This window comes from Lactococcus cremoris subsp. cremoris KW2, from assembly GCF_000468955.1.
GTDB classification, from domain to species: Bacteria; Bacillota; Bacilli; order Lactobacillales; family Streptococcaceae; genus Lactococcus; species Lactococcus cremoris.
Genome location: NC_022369.1, coordinates 442,561 through 466,961, shown reverse-complemented (window position 1 = coordinate 466,961; position 24,401 = coordinate 442,561). Strand labels below are relative to the sequence as shown.

The following is a 24,401-nucleotide window of genomic DNA, read 5'->3' as shown; positions in this document are numbered from 1 at the left end:
AAAAGGCCCTTGATAGAACCATTTTATTTATAAACTATACCAATAACATATCCTTCCAATCGTTTTTTCAAAAACTCCGACTCTTCCACATAAATCTTTGTTTGAATCGTTTTTTTCAAATTTGAATAGTGAAGAATCACTTGATGAGAACCCGGAAATTCACGTAAAATTTGCGAAATTTTTTGATTATATTTCTCATCTCTTAAATTTAACCAAAGTTTTTTATCAGTTTCCAAAGCTCGACTCATTCGGTCAGCGACAAGCTGTAATTCATCATTACGTTCGGTTACTTTCCCACTAATCAGGTAGAATTTTCCTTGCTCAAGCTCACTCGAAAATTGACGATAAATCTCTGGAAAAAGAGTAACATCAAAATTCTCACGACTATCTGACACAGTTAAAAATGCCATTGTTTGCCCTGTTTTTGTTCGATGGGTCCGAATATAATTAATCTCAACCAAAATCGTCATTCTACGATTTTTGACAAGATTAGCAATTGGCGTGAAATTTCCTGAAAATCTCTGAGCCAAACTTTGCAAAGGATGGGGTGTTACACCAATCCCTAACAAATTTTTCTCAAAATCATATTTTTCTGTTTCTGAATAATCCTCTGCTTCATGATAAGCAAAACCGCCACCAGAACTTGCCATAAAAATATCATCACTATAATAATTTAGTAAGTTAGCATGGTCAGCCAAATTATAAGCCAATTTCCCTCGATTAGAATCAGCATAATCAAAAGCACCAATTTGGATTAGTGGTAGAATACTTTCTTTTTTATGAAAATTATTGGGTAATTTCTCAACAAAATCTGCCAAATTCTTATATGATTGATTTTCAACAATCCATTTTGCCAAATCACGGGAAATTCCTTGAACATGAGCTAATCCTAATCGAATTTTTTTATTTTTTACAAAATCACCAATTTTCATCTGATTAATATTTGGTTTTTCAATCTCAAAACCATTGTCCAAAGCATCTAAAATCATGACTTCCCGTTTACGGTCACGTAATTGTATTTCATAAAATTCATCAGGGAAATGTGCCTTAAAATAAGCGATTTGAAAAGCAAGCGCCCCATAAGCGAAGCCATGCGAACGGTTGAAGCCGTAATTGGCAAAACGTTCAATCAGGTCATAAATTTCTTCTGCTTTTTCTTTAGAATGACCCAGTTCTCCTGCAGAAATTAAGAAATCCTCGCGCAGCTTCTCCAACTCGGACCCTTTTTTCTTAGAGATTGCTCGTCTAAGAAGGTCAGCCTTTCCAAGAGAAAATTCGGCAAAAGCTTGAGCCACTTGCATGATTTGTTCCTGATAAATCATAATTCCATAAGTCGGCTTTAAGATTTCACTGATAGAATCGTCGACAACTGGTACAATTTCTTTTCCATGGCGTCTGGCAACAAATTGTGGAATAAACTGTGATGGACCAGGACGGAAAATTGAAGTTGCATCAACAATATCATCAAATTTGCTTGGTGCAAGGTTTCTTAGAAAACGTCGCATTTGCGGATTTTCAAACTGAAAAATTCCCATCGTATTTCCAGCTCTAAAAAGTGCCAATGTCGCTTCATCTTCTAAATCTATTTTTAACGGGTCAATATCAATTTTTTGACGTTTTTTCACCAAATCACGTAATCTCGAAATGATAGTTAAATTACGTAATCCAAGAAAGTCAATTTTTAGAAGTCCTATCGCTTCCACATCTGGTGCCTCATATTGAGTCAAAGCTAAATCTTCTGACGGTTTTAATGACACATAATTCACCAAAGATTCTTCAGAAAGAACAACACCTGAAGCATGTGTTGAAGTCTGGCGAGGCATTCCCTCAATTCGTCTGGCGACTTCATAAATTCGTTTTAATTTTCCATTTTTCAATACTTCGGCTTTAAAACGTTGATTATTTTCATATTCATCAGCCAGAGTTCCAAAACGGCGAACAAGCATCCGAGTCAAATTAGATAATTCAGCTTCGGTCATTCCAAAAGCTTTACCGACATCTCTGAGCGCCTGTCTTTTTCCTAAAGTTGAAAAAGTGACAATTTGTGCTACATGGTCTGAACCATAACGATTTTTCATATAGGCCAGTAACTCAGCACGGCGGTCATCAGGCATATCAATATCAATATCGGGCATGGCCACTCGTTCTGGATTCAAAAAACGTTCAAAGAAAAGATTATGTTTGACAGGGTCAACCTGAGTGATTCCCAAAACATAGGCAACCAAAGACCCAGCAGCCGACCCACGCCCCATTCCGCAATAAATGTCTTGTTCACGCGCATAGCGCAACAAATCCGCGACAATCAAAAAATAATCATCAAATCCCATTTGGTGAATGACTGACAACTCTTTTTCTAAACGCTCCTGATATACTGACAAATCAATCATCGTTGATTCTTCAGCTAAAGCATTTGCCAGACTTACTGACGAAATTTCTGTCAGTGATTTTTTTTCTTCAAGTCGGGCAGACAGTCCTAAAATCGCTTCTTCTCGAAGATGTTCAACTGCTTCCCTTTTCTTATCAAATCTCGGAAGTTCCAATTTTTCATCAAATTGATAAGCAATTTTTGCTGTTAATACTGACAGATTTGTCAGTGCTTGCGGAAAATATTTCTGAAAATAAGATTCATAAGCTTCTGGCCTTTGGAGCAATTCATTTGAACTGACCGTCAAACTTTCGTCAAAGGAAAGCCCATCACGCACCGCGTGCAAAATAGCTAAAATTTCATTATCAGCAAAATTCAGATAACGAACTGCTGGAAAAGGAAGGGTTGGTAAATTAAATTTAGTTCCTTTATCTGTCTGCTGGTCAATCCCAATATAGGCTTCGTCGGCAAATGCTGCAAGCTCTGATAGCTCACTTAAAGTCCCATAAGTTTCTGGAATAACCAGTGCGATTCCTGACAAATGATTTTGAATATCAGAAAATTGACGTCGATCATAATTATGAAATGTTGAAATCCGAAGTAAGTTTTTATAACCTTCTGTATTTTTAGCAATAAAAGAAAAAGAAACTGGCAAACCCCGCCATTCAAAATTTAATTCAATACTAATAACTGGTTGTAAATTAAGCATTTGAGCTTTTCTGACAAACCGAAAAGCTGCATGGAGGTTTCCCACATCACAAATTCCGACCGTTTTATAGCCTAAACGTAGAGCCCCTTCCAAATAATCGTCTAGTTTAACAACACTATCTAAAAAACTGTATTCTGTTTTTGTATTTAAGGGTGCAAACATATTTTCCTCCTTTCTCTTAGAACCAATCATAACTTCTTACAAATTTATATTACTTTTATTATACTATATTTTACCTTTAACTTGGACTAAGTTTAAATAAAAGAAAAAAACAAGAATCTTCATTCTTGCTTTATTTCAACTCACTATCGAACAGCGACAGCATATTTGCGTGCATTATAAATTGTTTCGAAAGTTGCCCGATTTAACCAATAAGAGCCACTGATTGAATCAGAAACATGAACCTGATTGCTTGATTTATTAAAGCCATCCAAAGTCACTGCATGATTATTATTTACTGCTGAGCCAAATGGCCAAGCACCCCAACGAACCGGTTGAAAATTAATCGTTACCCAAACCACTACTGGGTTCCCATTTTTAACTTCATTGATTAATCCATCAACGCTTGTTCCTGAAATATTTTGAACATTTGTATCATATTTTTTGGCCCAATTTGACAAAGGACCCGGATAAATAGCTGAATATACATTTGATGCTTCAACAAATGGACTACCTACGAAACCACTATTTGGGCTTCCATCTGTTGATTTGGGAATTGTATTTAAAAATTGTACTAAGCCCCAGTTAGTAATTTTTCCTTTATATTGCAGAGCTTGCAATAAAGCAGCTCCTTCACAACCACTCGGTGCTCCCAAAGCATATTGGTCATAATTACGAACCCCCAACAAACGATAATTATCATTATTTGTTTGTCCATTATTAGCAGCGTACCAAGCCACGCCTTCATTACGCCAACCAGCTTTTACTAACGAATCTCTTTCATAACTAATTAAAGTATAGTGATGCCAACCACTATTAGGATTGTAGACACGATAAACTGGAATCCCTGTATTAGCTGCCGAATTAAAACTTATAGATTCATAATTCCAACCATGTTTTCTTAAATCATCACGCTCATAGGCACTCAAGGTATAAAAGTGCTCACCACTATTTGGATTATAAAGTCGATAAACTGGTGAACCACTCTCTGGAGCTTGCCATCCCACTCCTTCATAATTCCAACCAATATTTTTTAAAGAATCCCGTTCATAAGAATTTTTTGTATAAAAATGCTCACCAGAATTTGCATTGTACATTCTATAAACTGCTAGGGTTTGTGCTTGAGTCGCTGGTGCAACTGCCATTCTTGACCGAAGACTTACTGAATCATTTTGACCTAATTCTTCTTTAGGAGCTTGTGTTTCATTCGCTTCAGATTGACCTGCTTTTACTGGTGCTTCTAAAACAACATTATCACCATTAATAGTTGTTGTCCCTCCTGAAACCTCGTTGGCCAAAGCTTTACCTTGACTCAAAAATACAAGCGCCACAAGCGCACTCCAAAATACAATGTTTTTTTTCAAAATTTACTCCTTTTAATATTTACTTAGGAAGAACTGACCATGCTGGACGTCCTGCATTCCAATCGTCAGAGAGTTGTGAGGGATGTGCCCATAATCTCTCAACTGAGTTACTACCTGTAATCCTATTCAATGGATCATGTACGGTTGTATAGCCATTGTTGTATCCTGAAAGAACGACAAAGTGAGAAATCTTAGGATAAGTATAAAGCCACTCCATACCATAGATAACAGGTTTGTTTGATCTCAATTCATTAATTAATTGCTCTTTTGTTGTAATCTGGGTCGTCTGCATTCCGTAGTAATTCAAAGTTTTCACTACAGTCTGTCCATCAATACCATCTCCGGGAATATTAGGATTATTATAGTTTCCGATTTGATTAGCTGTTCGAGCAATCTGGACAGGATTGTAATTAGCACCATATCCATTTAAAATCATGGCAATTGATGTGGGGCCGCAGCCCTCTGGTGCCATGGTTGAATCACCCACCCTTACATTTGCCCAGCGTGGATCATTTTGATATAAAAAATTAGAATGCCAAACTGGTTGCCGAGAAATGGTGTTATCATTGGGATTTCCATAGGCATTTGCATAAAAGGCTATTCCTTCATTTGACCAACCTAGGCTAGTTAAATTGTTCTGTTCTCCAGCACTAGTTGTATAATTATGCTGACTATTATGCGCATTGTATGCCCTATATATTGGAATATTTCCACCAGAAACAAAAGCAATCAACTCATAGCGCCAACCACGATTCACCAAGTTCTGCTTTTCATAAGCACTTGTAGTATAAAAATGAACACCAGCGTTTGGATTGTAAAGACGATAGACAGGAGCCCCACCAGTAACTGGTTCATAACTTTCAATCCCTTCGTAATTCCATCCTACATTATGTAAGGAGGTTGCTTCATAAAAATTTTCAGTATAGAAATGTTCACCAGAATTTGAATTATACATCCGGTAAAGGGGGACATTTGTAGAAGCTTGAGCATGGACAGTTCCAACTCCTATCATCGTCAAAGAAAGTAAAAGCAAAAGCTCTTTTTTAATTTTCATAGTTTCTCCTAAACTTGAAACACCAAATCAAATTCAATCATTTCTGGTGTATAAAAATCCATTATTACTTATTCTTTACTTTCAATATATAGTTTTACTAGTAAAAAGTCAACAATCAAATAAAAATAAGAAATTATATAATTAAATTAGAAATTTTATTTTTATATAATCAAATTCTAAAGGTTCTCTAAATTCACTTTTTGAAATATTTTGTTATTTAAAACATATCCATTTTATTAATTTTAATCATAAAGATACCTATAAATAATTTAAAAACTGAAAACGTCCAACATTTTTGACATTTTAGAATAAAAAATCTGCTTTTTAGCCTTGTTCCCAATCAAAAAATGTTACAATTCCTTAAATATTGCAAGCTACCAATTATCGTAATAAAAAAATTTAAGAGACCTTAAAAAAGCCTTTATTATCGGGATTAGATGCACTTTTAAATTCAATTTGACGATATTTTTATTTTGCACTATAATGAGCAAGCCTTGTTTATTTATTACTCATTTTTTAATTAAATAAACAGTAAAACTAAAAATAGAATAGGAAAGGTGTAATGACAGTGCTAGTATTAGCTGGAACAATTGGAGCAGGAAAAAGCTCTTTAACTGAGATGTTGGCGGAGGAATTGAAAACACAGGCTTTTTATGAGAGTGTTGACGATAATAAGGTTTTGCCATTATTCTATGAAAACCCTCAAAAATATGCCTTTTTATTGCAAATATACTTTTTAAATAAGCGATTTGATTCAATCAAAAGAGCCTTATCTGATAATAATAATGTATTAGACCGCTCAATTTATGAAGATAGTCTGCTTTTTCATTTGAACGCCGATTTAGGACGTGCTGATGAAACAGAGGTTGAAGTTTATGATGATTTACTCAAAAATATGTTAGAAGAAATCGACAGCTTATCTTTTAAAAAGAGGCCTGATTTACTTATTCATGTCAAGGTTTCCTTTGATAAAATGCTAGAAAGAATCAAAAAAAGAGGACGACAATTTGAACAATTAGAATATGACCCAAGTTTATACGACTATTATAAAGAATTAAATAGCCGATATGATACATGGTTTGAAGCTTTCGATATTTGCCCCAAAATTCAAATTGATGGCGATAAATATGATTTTGTAGAGAATGAGCAATCAAAAATCCAAGTTCTGCAACAAATCAAAGCAAAACTAAAAGAAATTGAAGGAGAAAATAATTAATGAATGTTACTGTTTTCTTATCATCAAGGGATGGAAAAAATCCAATTTATAAAGATACCAGTGAAAAATTAGGGAAATTACTTGCACAATCAGGTCATACCCTTGTTTATGGGGGCTCAAAAGAAGGTTGCATGGGTATGGTTTCAGATTCTGTTATTCAAAATAAAGGGCAAGTGATTGCTGTCTATCCTGCTGGAGTCCTCCCATTAGAACCTCCTCGTCAAAATGCCTCTAAACTTTATTTAACAAATGACATGGCTGAGCGTAAACGCAAGTTGATAGATTTAGGCGAAGCTTTTGTTATTTTAGCTGGAGGATTTGGAACATTAGAAGAAAGCTTTCAACTTTTAACTGAAATGTCCATCAATCAAACTCGCGTGCGCCCTGTTATTTTTGTAGGTCAAAAATTTTATCAACCACTTTTTGACCTACTGCGCTTGCAACTTAAGGAAGGTATGATTTCTAAAGAAGTCATTGATGCCATTTCTCTCGTTGACTCTGCCGAAGAAACAATCGAATTATTAGGAGATTTAAAACTTGAACAAGTTGTTTAATAAACCAGTTAATGTTTACCTTGCCGCCCCATTTTTCAGTCAGACACAAATAAATAAAGTTGAACTATTAGAAAATGCACTTTCAAAAAATAAAACAGTAGCAAACTTTTTTAGCCCAATGAGATGTCAACATCCTGAATCTTTACCAAAAGAAGTTGAAGCTTTTACCCCAGAATGGGCCAAAGCAACAATGGAAAATGATGTTAAAGAAGTCAATAAAGCAGATATCATCGTTGCTATCGTTGACTTTGATAAACAAGATACCGATTCGGGTACCGCTTGGGAATTAGGATACGCTATTGCTTTAGAAAAACCGACCTACCTCATTCGCTTTGAAGAAAGTCTAGCAACTAATATTATGTTGACTGAAAGAAACAGAGCTTTCTTCACAGATGTCAAACAAATTGAAGACTATAATTTTCTAGAATCTCCAAAAATTCCCTATAGTGGAAAATATCAATAGTAAAAAAATAACAAGTAAATCGTCCTTCAATTAGATATAAAATTTGAAATTTGACTTGATTTGTACTATACTATAGGCGGATAGAAAATATGGAAAGAAGCGTAATTATGAAACTTATTGTCACACTTTTCTGGTCGCTTGCTCTTGGTCAGGTTGTAGGCTATGTTGCTACTGCCCTTGCTGGTGTTCCAGATCCTGAACTTTGGACAACTATTATCTCGCTTATCTTTGGTCTCTTTGTATATCTTTTCCAAGCTGTTGCTGTGGAAAAAGAAGCCAAAGCAAACTAAACAACTGATGATTTATCAGTTTTGTGCGGTATAAACGCCTAAACTCAAAATAAAAATCCTTATTGCTATAGGGATTTTTATTTTGTTTCTTGAGGCTTGCAAATTTCTTAAAATACCTTATAATTTAATATGGACATTGTTATTTAAACCGTCCCTTAGAACCTAAAAGAAAGGAGAGCGCTCAAGCTTTGAAAGGTCGACCCAAACCCGCAATTATAATGATTACTTATTCTGTCAAATTGACCAAGATTAGATTAGCGCTCTTCTTGCGCCATCTTTTTGATATTAATTCTAATGACTTGATCCATTTCACAAAATAAGAAATTTGATTTTTTAAGCTTGAACCATGCTATAAAATGGCTCCAACTCCAATTAATAAGAACAAAGTCGTCTGTCTCGTTAACGGTCGTATTCACCGTAGATCAGGAGGAGACTTTCTTGAGAATCTTGACCCTAGCCTTCAAACCGTCATTATGCGTGACTATCCTGAAGCGACTAGTCATGACTTCATTTGTAATGAACATCAGGTTAAATTTCGGTTAGAGGTCTTAGATACATTGTTTCACCTTGACCTTCAAAAAAACTTCACCGTCAATGATTTGCTTAATGAAGAATTAACTAAAGCAAACTTTGAAATTCACGACGTTGAAGAACAGCTCCAAACTCAAGAAACTATTGGTGAACGAGTGGCTGACAAAGTCACCGAATTCGTCGGTTCGTGGGCTTTTATTATCACCTATCTCGGTATTTTAGTAGTCTGGATGTTTGTCAATGTGACTGGCCTCTTTGGCGTTGAATGGGATAAATATCCTTTCATTTTACTCAATCTTTTCCTCTCAATCACTGCTGCTATGCAGGCGCCACTGATTATGATGAGCCAAAACCGCGCCGCACACCATGACCGCTTATCTGCCAAAAATGACTTTCAAGTTAATGTTAAGTCAGAAAAGGGTGTTGCTGCTTTACATGAAAAACTTGATCACTTAATGATGGATGATCAAGCTTCAAATATGCAAATCCAAAAAATCCAAACTGAAATGCTTGGGGATATTCAAATCCTTCTAAACGAAGTTTATCAACAAAACCAAGATATCCGTGAACGTTTGGATGATGTTGAAGACCAACTTGATGATTTTGAAGAAACCTTTGATAGTTTTGAAGAAACTCTTGATAGTATTGAAGAAAATACTGATGATGAGGAAGAAGAAGGCATTGCTAATGCTGCTAATGCTGATTAAAAAAAGTCTGTTCGATTGAACAGGCTTTTTACTTTTAACTAAAATAATTTATTTTTTCCTGAATTTCAACCACTGAATTTTTTAATTTGCCTTCTTCTTCTAAAGTTAGTGGAAGTTTTATCAATGCTTCTATCCCATTTTTACCAATCAAGGCAGGTGTCGAAATATATGAACTAAAATTTTCGTCATAATGTGAGCAGATAACAACGTTTTTTGCATCAGAAAGCACCAGATTCATCAAGGAAACCGTTGCTGCGGCTATGGCTACGTTGGTATATCCTTTTGTGTTAAATACAGCAAATCCTCCTTGACGGGCTTTTTCTTCTAAGTCTTTTAAATTTAAATTTTTTTCTTTAGCAATCTCTAAAAAAGATTGACCACCAACTCTGACCGTTGACCAAGCCGTAAATTGTGAATTACCATGTTCCCCCAAAACATAACCTTCAACACTTCGGGCATCAATTTCCAACGCTCGACTTACTTGAGCTTTCATACGAGCCGTGTCCAGATAAGTCCCCGTTCCAATAATCTGTGATTTAGGAAGATTTAATAATTGAGAATAAATATTAACAATCACATCGTTCGGATTGGTTGTTGCAATCAAAATTCCTTTGAAATTAATCCTGTTTAATTGCTCAGAAACTTCTTTAATTTCTGGAATATTTGCTTTTAATTCAGTGAATCTATCTCCGCCCGGTTTAATTAGTTCGATATGACCCAATGTAGATAAGACAATATCGGCAGTCGCTAAATCATCATATTCTCCCACGTATATTTTGACATAGAATGGAAGCAAAGCAAGGGCATCTAGGAGGTCTAAAACCTCTGCCTCTGCTTTTTTTCTATCCTTGTCAATAATTACTAGCTCGTCAGCGAAGCCCCCCTGAACGATATCCAAAGCAACTGTTGCCCCAACATGACCGCAACCAATTAATCCTACTTTTCGCATTTTTTCTCCTTTTTCAGCTACTTTTCATAATATTTTTTTATAAAAGCAGCAAGCTCTTTAAAACTTCCCTCTTCCAGCCAAGTTCGGTGTAAAAAGAAGCCATTATCTTTTGCTATATAGATGATTATGATGTCCTTATGATAGCCAATTTTATAAATATAACTTTTATCAAGAGTCGCTTCGCTAATATTTGATTTTTGATGAATATATTCTTCATCTATTACAAAATCTTGAAATCCTTGAGCTCCCTTATTGCTTTTATAAGCTCTAACTAACCACCAATAATAGGCCCAGTAAAAAACAAGCGGCGCAACAATTCCAACGACAAATCCAACTATTGACTGACTAAAAATGGCATAGATTTCAAGAATAACAAATACCATGATAGATGCCACCCAAATCTTTTTCATCACAAATTTCATATAAATTTTTTGAGTCAATGTCCCAGAGAGTTTGTATTTCATAATTTTTCACCTTTCATATTTCGTTTTTTTCCTTTTCTAAGTTACAAAAATCTCTTAAATTTTGGAATTTGTGATTTCTGACTTCTTGATTTCTGATGTTCCTCAAAGATGAACCCTCGTGTTTCTACATATTCATAAGTCAAATCTGTCCCAATCTCATCTGCCTCATTCTCATCAAGTGGCCAGTCATTCACTCCTTGATAGTAGTGTTGCAACTCATGTAAAATACTGTGAATTATAGAATAAACAGCGTCATCCTTTCCTCCCTTCGCTAATAACTCATAAAAATCTCCAGTGGACACCTTTATTGTTGTTATTTCTTTTTCATCATAGGGAATAAAACAAGTAGCTGACACTTTCTTAGCATCCAAATTATAGATATACTTCGCGCCTGTGGTAATTATTAACACTTTTTCAGGAACATCATAAGTATTCTCGAACCATTCTATAAAATTAAGAATTTCCTTTTTAATGAACGGTCTAACGGAAGGGCGGATATCAAGATTTATATTGCCAATTATTTTCATTCCAATATTCCTCCGTAAAAGCTCTAATTCAAGGGAATCAACCGTCAAATAGTTAAGCTGTACAAATCGTTCGCTATCTAAGTAAGATTTTTCATCAAGTGATTGAATAATAAAGCTTGACCCTAGCACATCATCACTTACTGGAAAAATATCAAGCTTATCATTTTGTGAATGCTCTGCAAGCACTAGCGTTTCTTCCTGATTTTCATCATCTTCATCAAGAAAGCTAATAAGTTGATGATTGAGTAGATTTAATGTAAAATTCTGCCACTTTTTTGTAAGTTCAAAGGCATCATAATTATTGACCGAGCGATTGATATCTATATAATCTTGCATAATATCCAAATAAGAATTTTCAGCTGTCATAAGCTCTATTTTTTCTTTATTAACAAGTATTAAACTCTCAAAACGTCCCCAAGCATCAATCAATTCTACAAGATAAAAATTTAAAAATTCCTGACGAATATAACCCACATAAAATTCGTCAGCAAGAAAGGATAGGTCTAATCTGTAAAGTTTATTTTCCGTCATTAGATTTATCTTCACTTTCTTGCTTCATGACCGCTTGCATTTGATTGAGCGTGGGCGTTGCAATATTGATGATGTAAATATCTTCATATTGTCCATCATATTTTTCATCAAATTTGACAATATCTGTGTCAATATCCCAAGTAGTAAAACTTTCGTCAGTAATTTCTAAAATTTGACCTTCGGTATAATTTCCAAAATCCAGCTCTTCATTTACTGTATTGCCAAATAGCAAAACCTTTGCAAAAACTTCTTTTTCCTTGATAAAACTCAAGAACTTTTGACAAATATTTTCGTCTGTCAAATTTGACAATTCAAAATCTGTCAGTAAATTTTCTTGACCAAATGGATCATAAAAATTGAGAAACTTTGCATTTTTGGCATATTTTTTGATAGTATTTAAATAGTCGCTCGAATTTACGGTTTTCAATTTATCCGCAGATAAAATGCGTTGCAAAGTAAAACCATCAAAAATTCCAGCAGATGTAATAAAACTATACAACAACCATTTCGAACTCTGATAATAGATATGGCCGATAATCAAAGATTCATCATCAGCATTTTTAAAATCAACTTCTTGAATATTTTTCATAGTTATTCACTTTCTGAATCATAAGAACTTATTAACTCCATATAATGATTATTAATTTCAATGACCAAATTCTCACTTGGAATACCAAGTTCCCAATTTTCGTAGTAATCATTTCTAGAATGCCCAACATCACAAAAAACACGTAGAATATAATCATTCTCAAAAGTAATTATCAAGTCATATTGTGCTGATATTTTTATATCTAATATTTTATTATCATTCAAAATTGGTGTTTTATTTTGTACCAACCCATGGGGGACTTCAGTTGTATCTGAAGACGTAACAATTACTTCAGTGTCCTTTTCAATTCGCCAAGCACACCAAATAGCAATATAAGATTTATCATCTACAATTACATACAAAATTGACCCTGCAGAGCCGCCAGCTCGACTTTCTACAACTTCTTGACCTATTAAATGTTTAATTTTACTTTTTATTTTTAATATCTCTGGCAATTTTTTCTAACTCCTTATAGCCATATCCTTTATGGGATATTTCTTTGTGAAATTTATCTTGTTGACTTTTGCTCAAATTATATTTCTTGGACACATCTCTGGCCTGTTTATTTTGTGCAGTATTACTTCTCGGGGCATTACCTTTTTGGCGTCCCATGCGTTGTGTTCCACCTCTTTCATCAGCCTTAGGCGGTGTTTTTACACGAGGTTTCGCTGGTGCTGGTGATGCTTTGGGCTTGGCCGGTGTCTTATTGGCCTGTTGTTTCCGTGCCATCGCAGCAATCATAGCCGGTGTGGCTTTAATATCTCCGCCTACTTTGTGTGGAAAAAGCAGGTCATAACCTACGGTCAAGCCTCCACCTATGAGAAGCGCAGCACCAGCGCTAGCGAGAATAGTCGCTCCTCCCAGACTTCCAATCGCAGTAGCTCCTTTGGTCGCTGCTTCGCCAATATCTGGCCAATTCATAGTCGAGGCTATTCTCGTTTGAGAATCAATGACAATCTTTCCTGACGCGTCCACGTGAAATTGAACTTGCGGATTAGGGACAAAGTTTTTTTCAATATATTTAGCAAATTCTGCTTCGGTATAAAACTTGTTATTAAATTTTACACCACCATTAACATATTCAATCGTAGCACTAGGCTTTGCCTTAGTAGGAGCGGGGAGTTGGGGCGGGAACATCTGGTCAATCATGCCACTTAAGGTGCCTGATCGTGACTGTTGTGAAGTGGTTGATGTCTTGGTCTGTTCCTGTGCGGAAGAAGATTGCGCCGTTTGTGAGGGAACGGGTGCTGACTCTGTTGAACTTTGACTTTGCTCTGTGCTTGCCGATTGACTTGATTTGACTGTACTTGCTTGTTCAGATGACGAACTTGATGTCTCTGTTTGCACTGTTTCATCTGCTTTGACTTTTAGATTGCCAAATTCTCCAGCATAAGGGGCAATCAAAAAGAGCGTTGACGCTATCAGAATAATTTTCCAATGAAGTTTTTTCATGTGATTCCTTTCGTTTTAAAGCGCTTTATGGTTTATTAAAAATTAAATGAATATCAATTTATTTCTCAAAGCCAGTACTCAGGACAGTCCATTTATTAATTTTGAAATAGAATAGTCACTATATTCTTGACTGTACCCATTCTCTCTATCATATCTTCATTTATTTCCACTTTATTGAGTGGAATATCTGGACAAAGGCTATAATGTGTTTTATAAAATTCCTTTATATTCATTTTTTCTTATTCTATCCATTCTTGAGTTTCTCCGTCCCAAGTAATAAACCCCTCTGTCCAGTTATCTTCATCAAGCACTTCTTCAGAAATATTGAAAGAGTCTTCTGGAAATTGATTGAAGCCCTGAACTTTTAACAATTTTTCTTTAGCAGCAATCGCCTCAAGTTCCGTCTTGTATACCCCTATAAACTTCGTCTCATCTAATTTAATATCCTCAACAATTTCATATTCATAAGTGTGTTCAAGACTATAAAGCTTTGCAGGAATCCCGATTTCACGAGTATCTTTTTCAACTTTAATAAAACTATTATCAATTTCTTGTCCATTTTGAGGAATAAATCCTTTTGTCCAATGCTCTTCTCCAACAATACAAGTGCTGATTTGAAAACAATTTTCTGGAAAACGATTAAACCCCTGAACTAATTTCAATTTTTTAATAGTCTCTTTCGCCTTTTCTTCTGTGCGATAAGTTCCGATAAATTTGCCATTTTCTGTCATAATTCCTTCGAAAATTTCATAAGAATAGCTGTGTTTAAGCATATACACTTTCATGATTACTACCTCTTTTTATTTGAAATGAGTATCAAAATATTTTTTCAATTGACTAAATAATGATTGTCCCTTTGTGTTTTTTGGGTTCCATTCTTTAAATTTTTTCAAAACCCTCTCTGCTGCATCCTTTCCCGACTCTCCTTTAAGAGGCTTCTCACCCCTAAAACGTTCAGGAATATCATCTTTTTGCTTTCCTTTAACTTTTATTTTATCTTTATACTGTGGTTGAGCCTTTGTCGGAGTTTTTGGCTTAGCCTTTGCCTTAGCTTTCGCTTTTTCAGCCTCAACTTTTGCTCTTTGCGCCGCATTAAGCCGAGAGGTAACCTTGTTCCACTCCTTGTTGTTCTCATTTATCATAAGACCGCCTACGATAATCGTGGCGCCTGTCACAAAAACTTTTCCGATTATCGGAAGTGCGGCAACAAATATTGGTGCAGCAAGGGGGAAAATACGCAAATCATAGTCAAAATGTATCTGGCCATTTGTGTCCACTGTAAAATCTGGCGCATTGGGTGCGAGCGTCATTTTGTCAAGAAGGGCATCAAATTCTGCGTTAGAGTAAAATTGTCCGTTGATTGTGACACCATCATCACTTACAAAAGATTTTGGGCTGGGTTTTGGAGCAGCGGCTATTGACGGATAGACTTGGTCTATCATATCGCTCAAAGTCCCCGTGAATGAAGGCGGTGGTGTCGGTTCTGTCGGAGCTTGCTTTTGCTCGAAATTTTTAACTTCTGAACTTTGAGCGTCCGACGTGGCAGATGATGAACTGGATATTTCCGTCTGCCCTGTTTCATCTGCTTTGACTTTTAGGATGCTAAACTCTCCTGCGTAAGGGATAAGCAGAAAAATAGTAAGTAAAACTAAGCTGATTTTCCAATGAAGTTTTTTCATGTGTTTTTCCTTTTTTTAGTTTTTATAAAAAATAGCAAATCATTATTTGTAATTTTTATACCTACAAACCCCATGGTTGAGCCATTCTTGATTTTATAAGCTCATTGTACCACAAAGAAAATTATAAGACAACGTTTTATTTGTAATATTCTGATTATTTAAACAAAATAAAAAACTCTCCTGAGTTAAGGAGAGTTTTACAAGTTTTAGCTTATTTACTATTTTCAACAGCTACACGAATAAATTCTGTGTAGAGTTCTTCTGGACGGTTGGGACGTGATTGTAATTCTGGGTGATATTGACATGCCACGAAGAATTTTTTATCAGAAAGTTCAACGATTTCAACCAAACGGTTGTCTGGTGAAACTCCTGAGAATACGAAACCAGCTTTTTCAAAGTCTTCACGATATTTGTTATTAAATTCATAACGGTGACGGTGACGACGTTGAACCACTTCAGCATCATTGTAGGCTGCTTTAGCGCGTGAACCATTTTTCAATTTTGCTGGGTAAAGTCCAAGACGTAATGTTCCACCCATGTCTTCAACATCAACTTGGTCGCGCATGATGTCAATGACTGGATATTTTGTTTCAGGGTCTAATTCAAATGAATGAGCTCCTTCAAGTCCAAGAACATTACGAGCAAATTCTACCGCTGTCAATTGCATTCCAAGACAAATTCCAAGCATTGGAACGTCATTTTCACGCGCATATTTGATTGCTGCAATCTTACCTTCTGTTCCACGTTGACCAAAGCCACCAGGCACGATAATTCCAGCTGCGTCTCCAACAAGTTCAGCAACATTCTTATCGGTCACATCGTTGGCATTGACCCAGTTAATATCAACTTCGGCATCAGATGCATAGCCTGCATGTTTAAGAGCTTCAGTCACTGAAATATAAGCATCTGGCAACTCTACATATTTACCAACCAAAGCGATTTTCACTTTTTTCTTAAGATTCATGACATGGTCAACCATTGCTGACCATTCTGCCATATCTGCTTTTGGTGCATCAAGTTTCAAATGGTCACAAACGATTTGGTCCATATTTTGTGCTTGAAGGTTCAATGGAATTTGATAAAGATGTTCCACATCAAGTGATTGAATCACTGCTTCAGGTGCTACGTCACAGAACATTGCAATTTTATCACGCATTTCTGTCGTGATTGGCACTTCACTGCGCAAGACAAGCATGTTGGCTTGGATACCATATTCACGAAGTGTCTTAGTCGCATTTTGTGCGATCTTAGTTTTCAATTCTCCAGCAGCACGCAAGTGAAGAATTGGAACAGTGTGAATGTACATGACGTTGTCAGCACCAACTTCGGCTTTCATTTGGCGCAAAGCTTCAATAAATGGCAAGCTTTCCATATCACCAACAGTCCCACCAACCTCAGTGATAATAATATCAGCATCAGTTGTTGTCGCTGCACGTTTGATTTTTTCTTTCAACATGTTAGTCACATGCGGTACCATTTGGACAGTTGCTCCGAGATATTCTCCTTTACGTTCTTTACGAAGAATCTCACTGTAAACTTTACCGGAAGTAACGTTTGAATATTTATTTAAATTGATGTCAATGAAACGTTCATAGTGACCAAGGTCAAGGTCAGTTTCAGCACCATCATCAGTAACAAAGACTTCACCATGTTGATAAGGACTCATTGTCCCTGGGTCGATGTTAAGGTATGGGTCAAATTTTTGGACAGTGACTTTAAGTCCACGGTTTTTAAGCAAACGACCGAGCGATGCCGCTACGATCCCTTTACCCATTGACGAAGTACCACCACCAGTGACGAAAATATACTTAGTTGACATCTAAATCTCCTCTTATCTTTTTACAAAACAGAAATAACTGGGAAAAACAAAAACAGCTCCCCAGAGGGGAGCCTACCGTTACTGATTTTTTATAATAAAAAACCAGTGCCCGAAAATAATTATATCTGATTTTTCCTTTTTTGTCAAAAGTCTGTTTTTAATTTTTTATGAAGCCCAGTAATATCGGGCATTTCTATTTTTATTTTTTTGTAATCAGTAGATTTTAATGACGAAATTGCCAGATTTTAGCTTCTACATTTTTTATCATTACTTTTTTCACTTAAGTGCTTGCAAAAAATCTTCCTGTAAGCTCGTTTCAAATTTAAGACCTGATTCTTCTAATACTTTTTGAAGGGCATAGAGGCTATAAGCCACTTTGCTAGTTCTAGCATTTTCACCCATATGTCCAATGCGCAAAACTTTACCAGCTAAACGGTCAAAAGAACCTGTTATCATCACTTGATAATCTTGGCGCATTTTTCTTAAAAGTTCTTGGTCATTCAGACCATTTGGTACTTTTATAACACTGACAGTATTAGAATAGCCGTTTTGTAAATAAAGTTCTAATGGGGAATTCTTTATCGCTTTTCTTGTGGCTTTACCAATCATCGCATGGCGTTTCAAGATTTCTTGGTCAAAAAGAATATTGTCTACGGCTTGGTCTAATCCATAAATGTCTGAAATTGGCATTGTGTAAGGAAACCATTTTCTTTCATAATAATCTTTAAAAGTCAGGAGATTACAATAAAAACTCGCAATAGGGCTTTGTCTATTTTCCATTGCTTGGTAAGCAAGAGGCGAGATAGAAACAATCGTTAATCCAGGTGGAGCCGATAAAACTTTCTGTGAGCCTCCAAGTGCAATATCAATTTGCCAATTATCTACTTGTAAATCTTCGCCTCCCATGGCGGCAACGGAGTCTACAACAGTAAGAATTCCATATTTTTTGAGAAGGGGACAAATCTTGGAAAGGTCATTTAATACACCAGATGGCGTATCACAATGAACAATTGTAGCATATTTAAAATCATGGTCTTTTTCTAAAAATTTTTCTAAAATTTCTATGTCAAAGGCTTCTTTTCCTGAGCTTTGAAGCAATAGAGCTTGGCCACCATATAGTTCAACAAATTCAGCGAATCCATGACCAAAGATACCATTATCAAGAACAAGTACACGGTCGCCTGATTCAGTCAATGAAGCACAGGCTGCTTCCAAACCTAAAATTCCTTCCCCCGCCAGAATTCTAAGGTCATTTTTAGTTTTTAAAAATTGAGCAAGTTTATCGCAAGTCCTTTTATAGAAATCATAAAATTCTAAATCAATATCTGGATTTGTTGTTACTTTCGCTCTTGCTAGACGAACATTTTCAGCCACAGCAGTTGGACCCGGGGTCATGATTAGCATCTCTTTCATTTATTCATACCTCGCACGTTCTCCACCAATAAGTTTAGGACGTGATTTGAGGGCCGTAACATGAGCGCCACCTAGTTCTTTTGAAATCGGACGTACAGGTATTTGCACGTGTTTGACATGCATACCAATACTTGTATCCCCAATATCCAAACCTGCTTGAGCAACGATGTGCTCTACTTCGACAGGAGATTTAAAAAGTTGGTAAGCTGCAACTTGACCACTTCCTCCAGCATGAAGCTGAGGAACAACAGAAACAATTTCCCAGTCTTTTTTGTCAGCTAATTCTTCTTCAATGAGCAAGGCTCGATTGAGATGTTCACAAGCTTGAACGGCTAAATAAATTCCCTTGTCAGATAGGGTCTTGTGAATAACAGAAACGATAACCTGACCTATTTCGGCTGAACTTGCATGACCAATCAGACCACCATTGACTTCAGATGATGAGAGTCCAAGCACAAAAACCTGTCCTGATTTAATCTCTGTTTGTTTCAAAACATCATCAATAATTATTTGTGTTTCTTCTTTAAGCTTTTCTAAATCCATTTAAAATACCTGTCCTTTCAATAAGTGGGCTTAAGACTTTAGCCAAAACAAAGCCAACAATAACTTGGACAATATTGACCCAAAGTCCAGCAATGGCCGAACCCCAGCCATACATTAAGCCACCAACAATAAAGTACCCTCCAACCATAACTAGAAGACTAAGCAAAAAGTTGAGCCATTTATATCTTGTCAAGCCAGCTAGATAGCCTTGGCCTCCATGAATAATCAGGCTGAAAAACATATAATTACTAAAGCCCGCGGTCAAATCAAGAAGAAAAGCTGCAAAGCCCCCAATTATTGCTGCCTCTCGTTTGCCAAAAAGAAAGACCGCTGTATAAATTCCGACATCCAAGAGGGTTAAAATATTTCCTGCCGAGCCAGGGATTGGAAAAGTAAACAGGCGACCAAGAACAAAGGTAATAGCTGTCCAAATCGCAAGTAAAGTTAATTTTTTTATATTTTTGTTGTCCATGAGTTTCATCTCCTAATTTCCCTAGAAGTTTGGTTTGCTTTTGGAAATTTACTTTTTATTTTGAAAAACACCAAATTCATTAGCATTTTGAATAGCTTGATAGACGAAGTCTTTTGCTTTTTCGACCGAATCTTTAAAAGAATTTTCCTCAGCCATCTGACTTGCAATAGAAGAGGCAAATGTACAGCCAGCTCCATTATTGTTTTTCTTTAAAAGCGGACTTGCTAATTGATAAAAATCTTTCCCATCATAAGCAAAGTCAATCGCTTGTTTTTGATCAAATCGATTTCCGCCTTTTATGATTACATTTTTGGCACCAAAACGATGTAAAAGTTTAGCTGCTGCTTTCATATCTGCCTCAGTTTTTACTGACAGCCCCGTTAGAATCTCTGCCTCTTTTAGATTTGGCGTAATGACTGTTGCTAGTGGAAATAATTGGCTGATGAATAGTTCGCGCATTTCACTGACAGAATAGTCTGCATTTTCTTTAAAAACAATAACCGGATCTAAGATAATAGGAACTGGCGATTTTACTGACAGAGCTGTCAGCCACTTTTTCGTCATCTCTAGTATTTTTTTATTAGGTAATAAGCCAATTTTTATAGCTGAAAAATCAATATCAGTCAAACTTTCAAGTTCTTCTTGGAAAATTTCCTCATCTACGGGGTGAACAAAAAACTTGTCTTCTTTGACTGTTACAATACTTGTTAAAGCACAAAAACCATATAAGCCATTTGCCGCAAATGTGGCTAAATCTGCTTGCATTCCACCTCCAGAAAGAATATCTGAACCTGCAATTGTTAGAATTTTTTTTGTTTGTGCTAATTCCTCTACCATTTTCTCTCCAGTAATTTTTGTTAAAAGTATTTTTTAAATTTCATTTATTGGTTCATATTTGACTTCTTTAAGATATAAGCCCTCAGGCGCTGCTGTTGGTCCTGCAAAATTTCTATTTTTGCTGGTCAAAATCTTATCAATTTGACTGACAGGCATTCGGTCATTGCCGATTTTAATGACGGTTCCAACCATATTTCGGACTTGTTTATACAAAAAACCATTTCCACGAAATATAAATTTGAAATTTTCTTTATCAAGTTGAATAATTTCTGCTTGATAAATGGTTCGCACCTTGTCATCAACTGATGAACCAGAGGCAGTAAAACCTGTAAAATCGTGTTGACCAACTAATTTTGCCATTGCTCCTTGCATCCGTTCAAAATTAAGCGGATAACGAAAATAAGCTTTAGAATGTCTGTGAAAAGGGCTACGAGTCACTGAATTTTCCAAATAATACTCATAGGTTTTTTCATGTTTTTGGTATCTTGCGTGCCAATCATCTGGGACAAGTTCTACTTTTTTTACCGCAATATCTGCTGGTGTCTGAGTGTCTAGCCCAAAACGCAAGCGCTCCAAATCACGCGCTTTGCCATTCAGGTCAAAATGAATCACTTGCCCAAAGGCATGAACTCCTGAATCCGTTCTGCCAGAGCCTTGTAAAATAACGGGCTCAAAAGAATTTAATTTGCTTAATACTTTTTCAATTTCTTCTTGAACTGTGCGTTGATTCGTTTGGCTTTGAAAACCCGCAAAATCGGTTCCATCATAGGCTATTGTGGCTTTGTATCTTGTCATTTTTCTATTATAGCACAATTTTTCATGCGACTTTATTTTCTTTTTTTATGGTGGTTTATCCTTTTTCAATATAGACTTTGACAATTTTAAAAAATGGCATAAAAAAATGCCCCACTACGAAGGTGGGGCGAGGTTTGGCACCATGATCCGAGGGGGATTCGAACCCTCGACCGTTCGCTTAGAAGGCGAATGCTCTATCCAGCTGAGCTATCGGACCAAATGTAAGAGAGACAGCTCGACTGGATAGTGAGGAAGAAAATTTAAATTTTCTTTATTCACAACCTCGAAGATATACTTCGAGCCAGCTGAGCTATCGGACCAATTAATTTCTGTCAGTAAATTTATTAAGTTATAAATCACTGACAGAAACAAGTTTATCATATTCTCTTACTTTTTTCAATTATTGACCTGTGCCGTATCCTCCAGCAGTGGTATCATCTGTTCCATTACCATAAGTAGTCGTATTATTACTATTATTATAGCCATCATTGTAAGTATCATTTTGCTGATAGGTCGAATCAGAACTTGATGTTACTGTAGAATCACTCGATGAGCTAGAGGAGCCAGAACTTGAGTCCGATTGAACTGAACCACCACTTGTCGAAACATAATTTCCTGAGTTTTTAGAATTCAAAGAAACAAGATTTCCTTGAGTATCTACTCCGTAAGTTTCTGTTGTCTTTCCTTTTTCAGTCACAGTAGCTGAAGGTAGATAGTAAAATGGTGCTGTACCTGAACCAAATACCGATTCATAAGTAATCAAGCTACTTGGTAAAGTCGTTACAGTTGATTCATCAAGCGATTTCTTCATGATATTTTGCATCGCAAGGTAGATATCTGTCGGCATAAATTGATAGGAAGTTCCATCAACCATTTCGCCTATTCCTTCATATTGGACAGAAACTACTTTATTAAAGCAATCTTTGTAGCCTAATAAAGAAGTAATCGTTGAGGCATTAATTGGAATATTGGTTCTAAAATCTTTTGAAGCTTCATTCAAAAATTGCTCATAGCGAGTAATATTATCCAAAGCCAAGACTTTTTTCATGAGAGCGGCGATAACTTCGCGCTGATGAGCAGCCCGACCGTAGTCTCCATTTGGCAAATGATGACGGTCCCGAGTATAAACTAAAGCTTGGTCCCCATTAATGTGTTGTTTTCCTGGTGGAACTTTCGCAGTGTATTGCGGCTCTGTATCTGAGATGTATAGGGTTTGCCCCGTAGTATTGTTAATATCAATCCCACCTACATTATCAACCATATTGACTAAACCATCAAAATTTACAGTTGCAAAGCTATCAATATTAATACCCGTTTGAGCTCCAATTGTCTTCATGGCATAACTGACAGCATTTTTCAAACCATCAGAAGATGACCCTGAGTTATAACCTAGGGGATAAGCTGCATTCATTTTTTGTTTAGAGACGATGTTTCCGTCACCATCCAAAATATTAGTCATTGTATCACGTTCAATTGAAACCATTGTTGTCGTGTGCGTTTTAGGATTAAGTGTCATCAGAATCTGTGAGTCAGAATTCCCATTCCAAGAATCGGAAGTCCCACGACCTTCACCCCCTGTATCAACTCCCATAAGTAGGATGGTCAGAGGTTTAGTCGCCTGAATGACTTGTTCTGTTTGTTTATTCCCAGCATTCGTGTAAGTCATTTTAAAGGCTTTTGTTGTACTGTTTAAGACGGTTAATGTATATCCGCCCGCAGCAATTGCCGTTACTAAAATGATACTTCCTAGCATGAGAAGTGTTTTTATCCAAAGCTTCATATTAGCATTATATCAAAATTCTGATTTTTCACAACAAAAAAAGAAAAATTAGATTTTAATTTTTCTTTAATTATATTTAGTTTTACTAACAAAAAGGTCAGTCATTAGTCAAAAAATAATACATAGTCGCAAATATCAATGAATTGACCATTTTCATCTCTTGCACCCCATTTTTTGGTGGCTTCTAATGCAAAATCAAATTTTTCATAAAGATGTCGTGCTTTATGATTGCGTGCTTGGACAGTTAATTCTAGCCGTTTGATAATCCCAACTTCTTTTATCCAGTCAAGAGCATCTTCTAATAAAATCGAGCCAATCCCATAGCCTTGAAAATCTTGGGCCACAGCGATAAAGAGTTCTGCGATATGGCGAACTCGATAATGATAATCTGCTGTCAGGTGTAAAACTCCAGCAATTTCCTCACCAACGAAAGCAATAAAATAGGCATTATTGTCCTTTTCGGCTTGTTGATTTAGAAACTCTGTCATTTCTGCTTCGGACATCAGAATTCCTACTTCATCAATGGTCAAGAAATTACTTTCGGCCCCAACTTTGTTAAGAAAGTCAATTACTTTTGGGCTATCTAATCCGCTTGCTTCTCTGACAATTAATTCTGTAGTCATAAATTATTGATAAGCTCCTCATATCTTTTTCCATGTGCTTTCAAGATAATCTCGCGTTCTTGGCCATTGATTAAATCTGGAGAATACTTATCAAAAATGACTTCAAGATAATTTTCTGGCAAATCAACTCCAAGCATTTCCCCCCACTCAATAACTGAAACGCCATCACCAAATAAATAATCATCCAAATCAAAACTATCTGGATCATCACCAATTCGATAAACGTCCATGTGATGAAGGGGAAGTCGACCATCAAGTGTTCTTACAATTGTATAAGTCGGACTTTTAACCATTTGATGAATATCTAAACCTAAGGCCAATCCTTTGGTAAAAGTCGTTTTCCCAGCTCCAAGTTCACCGGTTAAAACAATCACATCTTGTGCTTCTAATTTTCTTCCCAATTTTTGAGCAAATTGTAACATTTCTTCTTCGTTAAATTTCATGATTTTATTATATCACATCCCAGATTGGGAGCCGATAAAGCAAAGACTATAATTTTTTCGCTGAGCTTCAGCA

25 protein-coding genes and 1 tRNA gene are annotated in these 24,401 nt (G+C 36.1%); 5 read left to right on the top strand and 21 right to left on the bottom strand.

Annotated elements, in window-relative coordinates; all coding sequences use genetic code 11:
- Positions 1-23: 23 nt before the first annotated feature.
- From KW2_RS02305 to KW2_RS02295, 3 genes are all read right to left on the bottom strand, one after another.
- Entirely contained in the window at positions 24-3,236 is a 3,213-nt protein-coding gene (locus KW2_RS02305) for a DNA polymerase III subunit alpha (RefSeq protein ID WP_021036771.1), read from the bottom strand.
- A 143-nt stretch (positions 3,237-3,379) separates the two neighbouring features.
- Positions 3,380-4,564, bottom strand: coding sequence for a C39 family peptidase (locus KW2_RS02300; protein WP_041168681.1), 1,185 nt, complete (start codon positions 4,562-4,564; stop codon positions 3,380-3,382).
- Positions 4,565-4,616: 52 nt separating this feature from the next.
- Positions 4,617-5,651 (bottom strand): C39 family peptidase, encoded by a 1,035-nt coding sequence (locus KW2_RS02295; RefSeq protein WP_021036769.1) that lies wholly within the window; start codon positions 5,649-5,651, stop codon positions 4,617-4,619.
- Between the two features lie 562 nt (positions 5,652-6,213).
- Between KW2_RS02295 and KW2_RS02290 the strand changes: the two genes are divergently transcribed.
- The 5 genes from KW2_RS02290 (at position 6,214) to KW2_RS02270 (ending at position 9,412) form a co-directional block, all read left to right on the top strand.
- Positions 6,214-6,867: a deoxynucleoside kinase gene (locus tag KW2_RS02290; RefSeq protein ID WP_011675533.1), complete on the top strand. Its 654-nt coding sequence runs from the start codon at positions 6,214-6,216 to the stop codon at positions 6,865-6,867.
- A complete protein-coding gene (locus KW2_RS02285) occupies positions 6,867-7,421 on the top strand; it encodes an LOG family protein (protein WP_021036768.1) in 555 nt (184 codons plus the stop codon). Before KW2_RS02290 ends, KW2_RS02285 begins: the two co-directional genes overlap by 1 nt.
- Positions 7,405-7,884, top strand: a complete 480-nt coding sequence (locus tag KW2_RS02280) for a nucleoside 2-deoxyribosyltransferase (protein WP_014573106.1) — start codon at positions 7,405-7,407, stop codon at positions 7,882-7,884. Before KW2_RS02285 ends, KW2_RS02280 begins: the two co-directional genes overlap by 17 nt.
- Positions 7,885-7,973: 89 nt before the next feature.
- Positions 7,974-8,174 carry a YjzD family protein gene (locus KW2_RS02275; protein ID WP_011834518.1) on the top strand — a complete coding sequence of 67 codons (201 nt, stop codon included), beginning with the start codon at positions 7,974-7,976 and terminating at the stop codon, positions 8,172-8,174.
- Positions 8,175-8,530: 356 nt separating this feature from the next.
- The gene (locus KW2_RS02270; protein ID WP_011675530.1) at positions 8,531-9,412 is read left to right on the top strand and encodes a DUF1003 domain-containing protein; all 882 of its coding nucleotides are present in this window, start codon (positions 8,531-8,533) and stop codon (positions 9,410-9,412) included.
- A 34-nt stretch (positions 9,413-9,446) separates the two neighbouring features.
- Here KW2_RS02270 and KW2_RS02265 read toward each other — a convergent pair whose 3' ends face one another.
- From KW2_RS02265 to tsaE, 18 genes are all read right to left on the bottom strand, one after another.
- Entirely contained in the window at positions 9,447-10,361 is a 915-nt protein-coding gene (locus KW2_RS02265) for a lactate/malate family dehydrogenase (RefSeq protein WP_021036767.1), read from the bottom strand.
- A 17-nt stretch (positions 10,362-10,378) separates the two neighbouring features.
- Positions 10,379-10,825 carry a YcxB family protein gene (locus KW2_RS02260; RefSeq protein WP_021036766.1) on the bottom strand — a complete coding sequence of 149 codons (447 nt, stop codon included), beginning with the start codon at positions 10,823-10,825 and terminating at the stop codon, positions 10,379-10,381.
- Between the two features lie 41 nt (positions 10,826-10,866).
- The gene (locus KW2_RS12225; RefSeq protein ID WP_021036765.1) at positions 10,867-11,883 is read right to left on the bottom strand and encodes a hypothetical protein; all 1,017 of its coding nucleotides are present in this window, start codon (positions 11,881-11,883) and stop codon (positions 10,867-10,869) included.
- The gene (locus tag KW2_RS02245) at positions 11,870-12,472 is read right to left on the bottom strand and encodes a hypothetical protein (protein ID WP_021036764.1); all 603 of its coding nucleotides are present in this window, start codon (positions 12,470-12,472) and stop codon (positions 11,870-11,872) included. The genes KW2_RS12225 and KW2_RS02245 overlap by 14 nt, the downstream gene beginning before the upstream one ends.
- Positions 12,473-12,474: 2 nt before the next feature.
- Positions 12,475-12,927 carry a hypothetical protein gene (locus tag KW2_RS02240; RefSeq protein ID WP_021036763.1) on the bottom strand — a complete coding sequence of 151 codons (453 nt, stop codon included), beginning with the start codon at positions 12,925-12,927 and terminating at the stop codon, positions 12,475-12,477.
- Positions 12,899-13,924, bottom strand: coding sequence for a hypothetical protein (locus KW2_RS02235; protein WP_021036762.1), 1,026 nt, complete (start codon positions 13,922-13,924; stop codon positions 12,899-12,901). Before KW2_RS02235 ends, KW2_RS02240 begins: the two co-directional genes overlap by 29 nt.
- 239 nt (positions 13,925-14,163) lie before the next feature.
- Positions 14,164-14,709 (bottom strand): DUF7336 domain-containing protein, encoded by a 546-nt coding sequence (locus KW2_RS12190; RefSeq protein ID WP_021036761.1) that lies wholly within the window; start codon positions 14,707-14,709, stop codon positions 14,164-14,166.
- A 15-nt stretch (positions 14,710-14,724) separates the two neighbouring features.
- A complete protein-coding gene (locus tag KW2_RS02225) occupies positions 14,725-15,603 on the bottom strand; it encodes a hypothetical protein (protein WP_021036760.1) in 879 nt (292 codons plus the stop codon).
- A gap of 211 nt (positions 15,604-15,814) precedes the next feature.
- Positions 15,815-17,422, bottom strand: a complete 1,608-nt coding sequence (locus KW2_RS02220; RefSeq protein WP_021036759.1) for a CTP synthase — start codon at positions 17,420-17,422, stop codon at positions 15,815-15,817.
- Positions 17,423-17,698: 276 nt separating this feature from the next.
- A complete protein-coding gene (locus KW2_RS02215; protein WP_021036758.1) occupies positions 17,699-18,835 on the bottom strand; it encodes a pyridoxal-phosphate-dependent aminotransferase family protein in 1,137 nt (378 codons plus the stop codon).
- Positions 18,836-19,378, bottom strand: coding sequence for a TIGR01440 family protein (locus tag KW2_RS02210; RefSeq protein ID WP_011834506.1), 543 nt, complete (start codon positions 19,376-19,378; stop codon positions 18,836-18,838).
- Complete coding sequence (locus KW2_RS02205) at positions 19,359-19,859, bottom strand: ECF transporter S component (protein ID WP_015082080.1); 501 nt, start codon at positions 19,857-19,859, stop codon at positions 19,359-19,361. The genes KW2_RS02210 and KW2_RS02205 overlap by 20 nt, the downstream gene beginning before the upstream one ends.
- Before the next feature lie 39 nt (positions 19,860-19,898).
- The gene (locus KW2_RS02200; protein ID WP_021036757.1) at positions 19,899-20,687 is read right to left on the bottom strand and encodes a bifunctional hydroxymethylpyrimidine kinase/phosphomethylpyrimidine kinase; all 789 of its coding nucleotides are present in this window, start codon (positions 20,685-20,687) and stop codon (positions 19,899-19,901) included.
- A 33-nt stretch (positions 20,688-20,720) separates the two neighbouring features.
- Positions 20,721-21,482 carry a tRNA pseudouridine(38-40) synthase TruA gene (gene truA / locus KW2_RS02195; RefSeq protein ID WP_021036756.1) on the bottom strand — a complete coding sequence of 254 codons (762 nt, stop codon included), beginning with the start codon at positions 21,480-21,482 and terminating at the stop codon, positions 20,721-20,723.
- A gap of 143 nt (positions 21,483-21,625) precedes the next feature.
- Positions 21,626-21,699: transfer RNA gene (locus tag KW2_RS02190), tRNA-Arg, on the bottom strand.
- Between the two features lie 183 nt (positions 21,700-21,882).
- Positions 21,883-23,262, bottom strand: coding sequence for an LCP family protein (locus KW2_RS02185; protein WP_041168565.1), 1,380 nt, complete (start codon positions 23,260-23,262; stop codon positions 21,883-21,885).
- 104 nt (positions 23,263-23,366) lie between these two features.
- Entirely contained in the window at positions 23,367-23,885 is a 519-nt protein-coding gene (locus tag KW2_RS02180; RefSeq protein ID WP_021036754.1) for a GNAT family N-acetyltransferase, read from the bottom strand.
- On the bottom strand, positions 23,882-24,328 hold the full coding sequence (gene tsaE / locus KW2_RS02175; RefSeq protein WP_021036753.1) for a tRNA (adenosine(37)-N6)-threonylcarbamoyltransferase complex ATPase subunit type 1 TsaE: 447 nt from the start codon (positions 24,326-24,328) through the stop codon (positions 23,882-23,884). Before tsaE ends, KW2_RS02180 begins: the two co-directional genes overlap by 4 nt.
- Between the last annotated feature and the right edge of the window lie 73 nt (positions 24,329-24,401).